Source organism: Mycoplasma sp. 21DD0573 (assembly GCF_034863425.1).
Lineage (GTDB): Bacteria > Bacillota_I > Bacilli_A > Mycoplasmatales > Metamycoplasmataceae > Mycoplasmopsis.
In genome coordinates this window covers 1-11,378 of the sequence record NZ_JAYFEZ010000010.1, presented here as the reverse complement: position 1 = coordinate 11,378, position 11,378 = coordinate 1, and the positions used below count along the sequence as shown (strand labels likewise).

The 11,378-nt window shown below is 28.6% G+C and carries 6 protein-coding genes; 3 read left to right on the top strand and 3 right to left on the bottom strand.

Going from position 1 to position 11,378, the window contains the following annotated elements; translation table 4 throughout:
- Positions 1–16 precede the first annotated feature (16 nt).
- The 3 genes from VBM86_RS01920 to VBM86_RS01910 form a co-directional block, all read right to left on the bottom strand.
- Positions 17–1,357 (bottom strand): BMP family ABC transporter substrate-binding protein, encoded by a 1,341-nt coding sequence (locus tag VBM86_RS01920; protein ID WP_323177313.1) that lies wholly within the window; start codon positions 1,355–1,357, stop codon positions 17–19.
- 105 nt (positions 1,358–1,462) lie between these two features.
- Positions 1,463–5,878 carry a PolC-type DNA polymerase III gene (locus tag VBM86_RS01915; RefSeq protein ID WP_323189690.1) on the bottom strand — a complete coding sequence of 1,472 codons (4,416 nt, stop codon included), beginning with the start codon at positions 5,876–5,878 and terminating at the stop codon, positions 1,463–1,465.
- A 364-nt stretch (positions 5,879–6,242) separates the two neighbouring features.
- Complete coding sequence (locus tag VBM86_RS01910; protein WP_323189689.1) at positions 6,243–6,989, bottom strand: phosphotransferase; 747 nt, start codon at positions 6,987–6,989, stop codon at positions 6,243–6,245.
- 65 nt (positions 6,990–7,054) lie between these two features.
- On the opposite strand from VBM86_RS01910, the gene VBM86_RS01905 reads away from it, so the two are divergent.
- The 3 genes from VBM86_RS01905 (at position 7,055) to VBM86_RS01895 (ending at position 11,314) form a co-directional block, all read left to right on the top strand.
- Entirely contained in the window at positions 7,055–7,825 is a 771-nt protein-coding gene (locus VBM86_RS01905; protein WP_323189688.1) for a hypothetical protein, read from the top strand.
- Between the two features lie 11 nt (positions 7,826–7,836).
- Positions 7,837–8,907, top strand: a complete 1,071-nt coding sequence (locus VBM86_RS01900; RefSeq protein ID WP_323189687.1) for a phosphatidate cytidylyltransferase — start codon at positions 7,837–7,839, stop codon at positions 8,905–8,907.
- A 169-nt stretch (positions 8,908–9,076) separates the two neighbouring features.
- On the top strand, positions 9,077–11,314 hold the full coding sequence (locus tag VBM86_RS01895; protein ID WP_323189686.1) for a GmrSD restriction endonuclease domain-containing protein: 2,238 nt from the start codon (positions 9,077–9,079) through the stop codon (positions 11,312–11,314).
- The last annotated feature ends 64 nt before the right edge of the window (positions 11,315–11,378 follow it).

Below are 11,378 nucleotides of genomic sequence, written 5' to 3'. Positions count from 1 at the left end.
TAAGTTTGTTGAAAAATTATTTTAACATTTCGCCAGTTAATTCTTGAATTAAGTCAGGAAGTGATAAAGTTGCAGAATCTGTTTTATTTAATTTATCTGATGAAATAAAATCTATGTCCTCTTCAGATAATTCTTTAAATTTAGCATCATATTTTGCTAATAATTGATTCATTTTTGTTTTCATTGCTTCATCTTTGAGTGTACTTTGTGCATAACCAACTCACCCTTGTTTGAAACTTCCTCTAATTGAGAATGATCTCTCTGCTGTTTTTGTACTATAAATATTTTTGCTATCAATACCATATGTGATGTATAGGATTGTATCGTAAACAGCTTGTGCAATATTTTTTGTAATTGATGTATAGAATTTTCCTGAGTCTTTTGATCTTGATTTTGCTTGATCAGTATCCACTCCGATTACACCAATGTGATCTGTATTTGCTTTTTTCTCAAGTTCATCTAATGTGAACCCTGTCGCTGGTCCAGCAACTGGTAAAATAACTGTTGGATTTGAAGCAATTGCATTTGCGATTGCACTATCCATTGGTTTACCTGATTCAAAAGCAGTATTAAGTGCTACACTTGAAAAGTCATTTGCAAGACCTTTACCTTGTGTTGGTCTAACTTTTTTATTAGCATCTGATTGAGTTTTATTTATATCAAGAATACCTCTGTAGTAACCTTTAATAAAATCAACAACTCCATGGAAAGGCATACCTCCAAATGCTGTTACTTTTCTTTTGTTTGCATATGACTCTTCTGTTGCCATTAATTCAGCAACTGCTTGTCCAACGATATATGCTGATTCAGCAACTTTAAAATCTAAACCATAAAAGTCTCCATAACCTTGAAGTTCATTTGGATCTATTGTGAAGTCTGTACCTATGATTTTTACATTGTTCTTAATTAATCTATCCTTATTTTGTTGGATGTATGCTTTAATTGCATCTCCATGTGTGAACCCTGAAAGAATTCAAATGTTATATTTCCCTAATAAACTATTGTAAGTATTTTCATAACTATTACTTTCTGGTTCTGAGTAAGCAAATTTAGGTTCTGAACCTGTAAGCTCTTTAATGTCATCAACATATCTCATCATTCCTTCATATGATGATTGGTTAAATGATAAGTCAGTTACGTGACCAGAGTCTGTTACAACAACAACAGAAAGTGGAGTTTTGCCTTGAATAGTTTCAGCTGTTAAAGCTGTATTTCTCGTAATATCTGCAATTGGAGTGATATTAGCTCTTACTCCTGAAGTTGTTCTGTCTGTTCTTCCACAAGAGATTGCAGCAACTGGTGCTATAGCTGTTGTGATCCCTGCAACAGCTAATAATAATGATTTAATTTTTTTCATTTTTGTCCTTTTGTTTAAATAATTATTTAAAGAAAATGAGGATACTATAAAAATATCCTCATTAATATTATAAAACTTTTATTTATCAAAGTTATTTTTTAATTTTTAAAATAGTGTCAACTGATTTGTTTCGTTTAACTCATCAAGAACCTTAAATTCTTCATTCAATATCTTGTAAAGAGTTTGATTTACTCTTCCACGTTTTCTAAAGTCCTCTTTTGAAACAAATTCACTTTCATTTCTAGCATTAACAATTTCATTTGCTACAGCTTCTCCAAGTCCACCTACAACTGTAAATGGAGGTATAAGAGCATTATGTTCATAATCTATTACTCATTCAGTTGCTAATGATTTAGTTAAGCTGATGTTTGAAATGCTTAATCCACGTGCATACATTTCTCTTGCGAGTTCTAAGGTTTGTAATAACTGATCGTCTTTAACTTTTCTATCATTCATTAAGGTTATTTCCTTAATTTTTTTATTAATTTTTTCAATCTTAAAGTCGTTCATCATTACATGTAAATCAAATTCAGTTGCTCTAGTTGTAAAAAATGTTGCATAGTATTCTAAAGGTTTATAAAGTTTAAATCAAGCAATTCTTCAAGCCATAAGCACATATGCAGTAGCGTGAGCTTTAGGGAACATATATTTAATTTTTTGCATTGAATCAATGTATCAAGATGGTACATTGTTTTTCTTTAATATTGCAACTTGTTCTTCTGTTACACCTTTACCTTTACGTACTTGTTCCATAACCTTGAAAGCTAATTTAGACTCAATATTTTTCTTCATTAAGTATTCCATCATATCATCACGACAGGAAATAACATCTTTTAATGATAATCCCATATCTTTAATAAGTGATTGAGCATTTCCTGTTCAAACATCAGTCCCATGAGAAAGACCTGAAATTGAAATTAAGTCAGCAAATGATTCAGGTTGTGCTTCAATCAACATCTTTCTAACAAATGATGTACCAAACTCAGGGATACCTAAAGCACCTGTTGGTTCGCCACCAATTTGTTCAGGTGCGATATTTAATTCTTTAGTAGTTGAGAAAAGTGACATAACTCTTTTATCTTTTTTAGGTATGTCTTTTTTAACATCTAAACCAGTTAATTTTTCAAGCATTCTAATTGCCATTGGGTCAATGTGTCCAAGCAAGTCTAACTTAAGGACATTGTCGTGGATAGCTCTATAATCGAAGTGAGTTGTTTTTCAATCGATTGAAGTATCATCAGCTGGATAGTTAACAGGTGTAAAATCTTCAACATCGAATTCTTTAGGAATAATTAAGATACCTCCAGGGTGTTGTCCTGTTGTACGCTTAATGTCTTCAAGTTTTGAAGATAAATAATCAACAAAAGCATTTGAATAACCCAAGTTATATTCTTCATTAGCTTTTTTAACATAACCAAAGGCAGTTTTGCTTTGAATTGTAGAAATAGTCCCGGCTCTTAGAGTATGACTGTCACCAAAAAGTTTCTTAACTTCATTATGAATAATTGGTTGGAAGTCACCGGCAAAGTTTAAGTCTATGTCTGGAACCTTATCAGCATCAAATCCTAAGAATGTTTCGAATGGAATAGTGTGTCCATCTTTATTCATAAGTGTTCCACATTTATCACAATTTTTATCATCTAAGTCAAATCCTGAAGTTATATTAGAATCTTCATTTAAAACAAAGTTTTTACAATTTGAACAAATGTAGTGAGCTGGTAATGGATTAACTTCTGTTATACCTGCAAATGTAGCAACTAAAGATGAACCAACACTTCCACGACTACCTACAAGATATCCACTTTCCAATGATTTTTTAACCAAGATATGCGAAATTCAGTAAATAACATCAAATCCATATTTAAGAATAGGTGTGATTTCCTTTTGAAGTCTTTCTTCAATCATTTGAGGAAGTACTTCTCCATACCTTTCATGCGCTGTTTTATAAACTAATTCTTTTAATTTAACTGCTGAATCATCAAATTTAGGTGTGTAAAGTTTGTCGTGAACAATTTTAATTTCTGGATCAATTAAATTAGCAATCTTGTTTGTATTCACTATAACTAAATCATTAATTAATTGCTCATCATTCAGGAATTTAAATGACTCAAGCATTTGATCAGTTGTATAAAACTCTAAATCAGGTAATAAGAAGTTTCTTCCTTCAAATTCAACTTTTCTATGATCAAATAAAAAGTGTGAAGAGTTACCAATACCTTTTGAATAAACAAGGCATCTGAAAACTTCCTTATCTAATTTATTTTTATATCTTACATCCCCAATTGCAACAGGAATTTTGTTAAGCTTATTCGCTCAATTAATCATTCTTTTAATACCATCATAAATTTCTTCTTGAGTAAATTTTTCCTGTGGCTCTAAGTAATGTTTTAGTGCATTAGGATGTGGTATTTCAATGTAATCAGCAAATTCTGCTGACTTTTGAATTTCAATATCTGATGAATAAAAAATATTGTCTATAAATCTACTTTTAAGTCCACCTGACCCTATTAAAATGTTTTCAGTCTTCTTAATGTCCTCCATAAATAATTTAGGAGACTTAAAGAATCTTTCGGTTAATGAAAGTGTGATTAATTTAGAAATTTCTTTAATTCCTTGTTGGTTTTTAGCAAGAACAGAAATTTGATTTGATCTAACATGTGAGTAAACATTTGGTTCATAAGTATTGTTTAAATCATCAAATGTTAAAATGCCTTTCTCTTTTAACATTTGAATTGACTTAATTCAAGCACTAGCAAGAACACCAGCATCGTAGTCAGCACGGTGAGCTACTGCCGAATCATAACTAACTTGTAAATATGAACAGTAGTTCCCTAATGTATGTGAACGTTTATCAGGGAATAGCAATCTTGAAATGTTAAGTGTATCGACAAAGAATGTGTTTGGAACTTTTTTTCCTTGCTGAATGAATTTTTGGATAATAAAGTTAAAGTCGAAGTTAGCATTATGAGCTACACAAACTTTATTATTTAATAAATCATAAATTTTGTCAAGAGCTTCATTTAACTCGATACCCTCCTCATCTAACATTTTTTGTGTAATGTTAGTTAAGCTCATTGTTTTAGCGCTAAGAGGTTTTTGTGCCTTAATAAAGAACTGTAAGTCTTTATGATTAAAAGCATTATGCTCTTTAACAATTTGAGCACCAAATTCAATTAATTCTCCTGTTTGAGCTGATAAGTGTGTTGTTTCAATATCTAGGACAACAAATTCAGTTTGCTCTAAAACTGCATTTTTATCAGGCGAATAATTTAATAAGAAATTATGATTTTTTGAAATAACATCAAAACTAACTCCATAAATTGGTTTAATACCAGCTTTTTTAGCAGCTTTTTCGAAAGTTGGATAACTTTGCACACCATTTGAGTCAACTATAGCAACTGCTGAATGTCCATATTGTTTAACTATGGAAACAATATCTTCAGCATTTAAAAGTCCATCCATAGTTGACATTTTCGTTCTTGTGCTAAGCTCAACTCTTTTTTCATAAGCTAAATCTTCTTGCTCTTCTGTAAGTGGATCAACTTTGCTAAAAGAGTTAACTGTGATTTGTTTATTGTACTTGTCTACACCATTGTAAGTTGAACCATATGGATTAGAAACTCTACCCATAGCTTCAACTGTATCTCCAATTTTCGGAACATAAACATCTTTATTATTTTCTCTCTCGAAGAAAACTGTACTAATAGCATCATTATAATCAGTAATTGAAATGTTATGAATTTTCAACCCTTTGTTAGTGTCTCTAACGTCAGTTTTATAAACATAACCAGTCACAGAAACATTAGTAGTTTCATCTTCATAAGGAAGTTCGTGAACTTCCTGAATTGTGTATTTTGTATAACTAGATGGTGAACGTCTTCTTCCTCAACTTCCTTTATCATAGCTAATTGAACCTTTTTTAGATGAAGTTGAAGTTGTCTCATGATCACTAAATTGATTTTTGATTTTGTCATAATTTTGAAGGATGTTATTGTTGATTTGTTCTTTTAAATCAAATGTATTGACCTTAACATTTAATTCAAATGCATCAAAACCAAAAAGTTCTTTCATATACTTATTAACTGCCTTAAGTTCTTCTTGAAATTCAGGGGTATTTTGATAATCAAAGATATGTGCTAAATATTTTCCTGTTTGTTCATCATAATTAAGATTTTTAAATCTTAATACTCTTGCAATTCCACTATTATCTGGAAGAGTTTTCTTAACTACATATTCCAAATAATTAAGAACTAATGGACTTGATAAATATTCATTATTATCGTATTTAAATTTGAAATTAACTCTTTCTTTTATAGCTGCAATTGTTAAAGTTCTTAAATCTTCAAGCGATGGAATTGTTAAAAGAGTTAAAGTAACCTCTAATCTTTCTTCATTTGTATTTGAATTTTTAACAACCTTAATACTATTGCTATCTATTTTCGCATCCAAAAATGATGCGATAAAAGGTAAATTTAATTTGTTAGCTAGCAAATTAAATTTTTGATTTTTGTATCCTTCCATTACTTCACCACCTTGTATAAGTTATAAAATATTATTATAATTAATATATAGTATTTTTTGTTAACTATCTTTTAAAAATTTAAATATTGAAAGAAAAAATAGTGACCTATAAAACCAATGAAACGCCACATAAGAATGGTATTTCAATTGCATAATAGTCATTTATATTTCAAATTATAGCTTTAATACAATTGCTGAGTTGAATTGTCACAAAATAAAGAATCGAATTACAAAATAAGATAAGAAAAGTAGACAGTTTTGACCTCTGTCCACTTTTCTTATCTTAGTTTAAAAAATTAGTAATTTAATGAGCACTTGCAATTCGTGTTATAGAAATATATTCTGTTCACTGAAACTTATAGTCCTATCTCCTAAAGGTATTGGTTGATTTCTTATATTCATATTCTTTAACAGTCTCTTTTAATTTCACAATTAAACCTGCGTCATCAAATGGTTTTGTTTCTTGAGCATTCACTCAAAGAATTGTTAAGTAATAAACTAATATTTTTTGTTGAATTAAATATTCTTCTCAATATGTATCATAAACATTTAAGAAAAACTCTTCTTGCTCTTTATTTAAGTATGAACCACAAATAAAGTAAGCTAAATCAAAATGCTTGTCACCCATTGAAGCATACTCTCAATCGATAAAGTATACTTTGTCGTTTAAGTCTAGGAGAATATTGTTTAAGTATAAATCATTGTGCAACGGTCTGTTTGATTCAGAGTTTTTTAATATTAAATTAATTCTCTTATAGTAATCATTAAGAACATCAATTTTTATTCCTCTTTCATTCAGAATTCTTCTATACTCTTTTACTCTTGAAGCCACATTTGTTTTAGGGAACTGCAACTTTGAATCGTGTAATGTCTTAAAATTATTCGCAATTTGAGTCAAAACATCTTCTGTAAACACCAACGGTTTTGTCTGAAGATACTCTCATTCAACAGAATTTTCTGTTTCATTAATTAAACGAGGTACAAAATCAAATTTCTCAAGTAATGCGTAATCTAACTTATGATTGAATTTATTTAAAACCTTTTCTTGATAGATTGAATTTTCAGTCATATATGTCTTATTTGTGTGTCCAATATTTATCGGTTTTTTCATATGTACCTCCACATTTTATTTTTTAAAAGTATATAATTAAGAATTATAAAAGGAAATTAATAACTATGAAAAAATTATCAAAATATATTGTTATGGATTTGGGTAATACATTCATCAAAATAGTTAATTTCAAAGTCAACTTAAGAACAAATGAAATTAAACAAGGTAAGGCAAAAATTATTGACTACTTAGCTTTTACCGAAGAGCTTGCTAAGATACTTAAAGATCTTGAATACACGAGAATCCTTGTAGCTGCAACTAATACAGATGAGGATTTATGTAAAACGATTATCTTCGCCATTGCAAGTAAGTTGAATTTTATGTCTAATGATTTAGTTTACTTAAACGATGAGAAAAAAATAATTATTAAAGGGATGTCTCACTTAATTGATAAAAATATAAAACACAAAGTTTCTATTGGTTTTGATATCTTATCAGCATTGCTTATAAACTCAATTAAATATAAAAAAGATTCAATTAACTTATTAGGAACATATTGAGTTAATTTAAAAATGGAAAACTTAATTCTTAAAAGTGTTTCAATAGTTAGAACAGTCGACTTTTTTGATATCCCATTTGTAGCTCCTTCAATAATTGAAAGTGAATTAAAAGTACCTGAAACTAAAGAAGGAACAACTACAAAAACAGCTTTCTTAAATGGTTTAAGCTCTTTATTATCAGGTTATGTATCTTCATTTGATAAACCAGAAAACTCAATAATTTCTGGTGGGTGATCTAGATATTTTGATAAAAGTTTATTTAATATTGAAAAATTCATTGTAGCTGAAGGGTACTTGCATATGTATCTTCAATTTCTTCAAGAACTTGAGGATTAAGAAAGGAAATAATGAAAAAAGAAGAACAAAAATCTTTCTGAATAAATAGAGTTATTCCTGCTCTAATTATTGGAATTGTTCTAGTTATATTTTTAACAGTATCAAAATTCTCTTTTGATTTTAATTTATATAAAAACTTTAATGATGGAGTATTTTGGTTTTTAAGAACATTGTCTATTTTGGTTTTTGTAGGAATTGCTTTTTGAATTTATTATGAACTATCAAAAGCGTATCTACAAAACCATAAAATATTTAAATGAGTTTTACCTGCTTTAGCAGTTGGGTTGCTCTTTGCTTACCCAAACTTTCTTAAGTTCTTAACAACTCGGATAACAAACTCAGAAAGTAATTTAGTTAATAAAAATATATTACAAATTGGCTTAGTCTTTACAGATGCTACTTATGGTGCATTTAGTTTCTTTGATGCAATATGACCTTTAACAATTACATTAATTTTTGTATTAATTAGATTTTTAACTGTTAAAAACGTTAATCTCAAATATTTAGCAATTAAAGCTTTATCATTCTTTTTCATCTTTTCATTCTTAACATATTTCTTAAAATCATTTATGGTATTGCTTGCACAAACTTACGCTATTGAAGTTGTTTTATTAATTGTATTCATCGCAATGTCCTGCGATATCGGAGGATACTTCGGTGGAAGACTTTTAGGACACAAGTTTTTCAAACAAAAACTCGCTCCAGCTATTAGTCCTAAAAAGACAATTGAAGGTGCTATTGTCGGAATTATTGTTGGAATCGCAGTTACATTAGCATATATGGGAATAGCTTATGGAATAGCATCAGATAAAAAGCAAACATTAATGTACATAATGATGACCCCATGAAATAATGATGCTAATAGCTTAAATATGATGTTTGTGTATTTAATGTTATTTATCTTCCTTGCACCTATGTTTGCAATCTGTGGTGACTTAGCATTTTCACTCATAAAAAGAAGAAATGAAATTAAAGATTTCTCAAACATATTAAGGGAACATGGTGGTATTTTAGATAGATTGGATTCAATTTCTTTTGTATTTATTTTGTTTATCACACTATCAATGTTTGCGATAATATAACAAATGCAACTACAGCTACCGCATGGATGTTAAAACTAGATGAGTTTCTCGACTCATCTTTTTTTCTATTTAAGTTCATTACGCTTTCGAATAATTTATTAAAATATTATTTGTAAGCAGTATTTTAATTATCTTGAATCACTTTTATGCTTATATTTTAGGAGAAAATATGACAAATAATTCAGTGTCAGTTGTTAATATGATGGAAATAATTAAGCAAAAATCTTCCACTCCTCACACTCAATATGTAATTCCAATTTTTCAAAGAAAATATACCTGAACTAAGAAACCAGCAGTAGAAGCATATATTAAGGATATTATCGACATCTTTAATAGTAACGATCCTGATTATCAACATTTCATCGGTTTCTTTTTCTATTATTTAGACAAGAATACTGATTTTAATCCTCTTAGTGATAACAACGTAGCATTTAAAATGTACGTTGTCGATGGACAACAGAGATTAGTTACAACATTTCTAATAATTCTCGCTTTAAGAGATATTTTAAGTAGTGTTTCCTATTCTGAAAAATTTACCGAAGTTATTGATACACTTAATAATAATTTTCTATACTTTGAAGATAACAAAAAAGAGAAGCAATGCAGATTATATCCATTAGTTGATGATAATGACGCATTTAAGAAAATTCTTGAAGGTGAAATTAATTCAAAAGAAGATATCAATTTATTGAATACATCAAATGTCTATTCTTCATATAAATACATTAAAGAAGAATTGGAACATCTATTAAAAAATGAAGGAAAAATTCAACTTGAAACAGTTGATAAATTTTTAAACTCACTAAGCAAATTAATTATTATCTCAGTCAAAATCGAAGATAATGACAACCCACAAAAAATATTCCAAAGCATCAACTCAACCGGAGTTAAATTAACTCAAGCTGATCTTATTAGAAATTACATATTAATGTCTGCGAAAACTGATAGAGAGCAAAAAGATTTATACGATAAGTATTGAGTAAAAATTGAGAAAAACTTAAATAATGATTCTAAAATAATGGAACATTTCTTTTTCATTTATTTACAAATCAAAACATTGGAAATTGTTAACTTCACAAGGATTTATGATAATTTCAAACATTACTGCGAGAAGAATTATCAAAATGAATATGGTACGCTAAAACTAAGTGAAATTCTTAATGATGTTCTTGAATACTCAGAACAATATAAATACATAAAGTTAATTGATAATAAAGAAATATCGTCTAAAACAATATTTAAGAATAAAAAACTAATAAGAGAAATGGTTTTAAGTAAAAACTTAAATACAGACGCTGCATTACCTTTAATTGTCAAAATGAGTAAACTTCTTCACGAGAAAATTATTAAAGAAGATTTATTCATTGAAATACTGAAAGGTATAAATATTTATTTTGTACGTCGTGCTATATTAAATCTTGGTATTCAGAGTATTAATAAAGTATTTATTAATCTACTAGTACTATTAGAATCTAAGAATTGAAAGGATGAAAGTAGCGTTATAAATACCTTCAGAAGTTCACTTGATAATGATAATAACGGGAAAACTACACGTATGCCTACTGACAAGGAACTTGAAGATTATATGTTAGAAGCAAATATGTATCAACGCGCACGTTTACTAAAAAATATATACATACATATCCAATTCAATGACACATTCACATATAAAGACGTTGAACCAAAAGAGTGAAGCATAGAACATTTAATGCCTCAAGATGGTGCAAAATGAATTGGTGAAAACGGCATTACAAAAGATAATCACCAAACACATAAGCATAGAATAGGTAATTTAGCTTTATTCAAGAAAGAAGAAAACTCGTATCTAAGTAATTTACCTTTCGAAGAGAAGAAAGCTAAAATTAATAAATTCATCCATTGGGCTATGAATGCTGATATTCTAAAATATGAATATTGAAATACAGAGACTATTGAAGAACGTTCTAAAAAGATAACTAATGAAATACTTAAGAAAACTTTTAAATATTTCGAAGCTGATGACACAAAATATAAAGTTTTCAAAATTCATATTGCAAACTCTAAAGGTGAGAAAATTGCTCAAGCAGAACTTTATGAAAAAGATGGTTCTGTAAAAATCTTTGCAGGTTCAAGAATTATTAAAAATCCTAAAAAAGAAAAATATTACGAGAAATCAATTAAGGGAACTTTGGATATTTTATTAGCTCAAAATGTTCTGCAAGAGACTGATGAAGGATATATTTTTATTGAGGACTATTCAGTAACCCCGAGAACAGGTGGAAAAGTTACAAGTTTAAGTGCGACAGCTAATGTTATAACCTGAGATAACCATAATGGTAAAGAAATTTGATTAGATGAAAATGGTCAAAAAATTAAGAATAATGCAGATTTTAAAGCAACAAAATTTGGTAGTTCTAAAATCAACTAATCTAAATAAGAAAAACATTGCATTCGCATGTAAATAAGACAATTTTTATAGGCAATTTATAGGA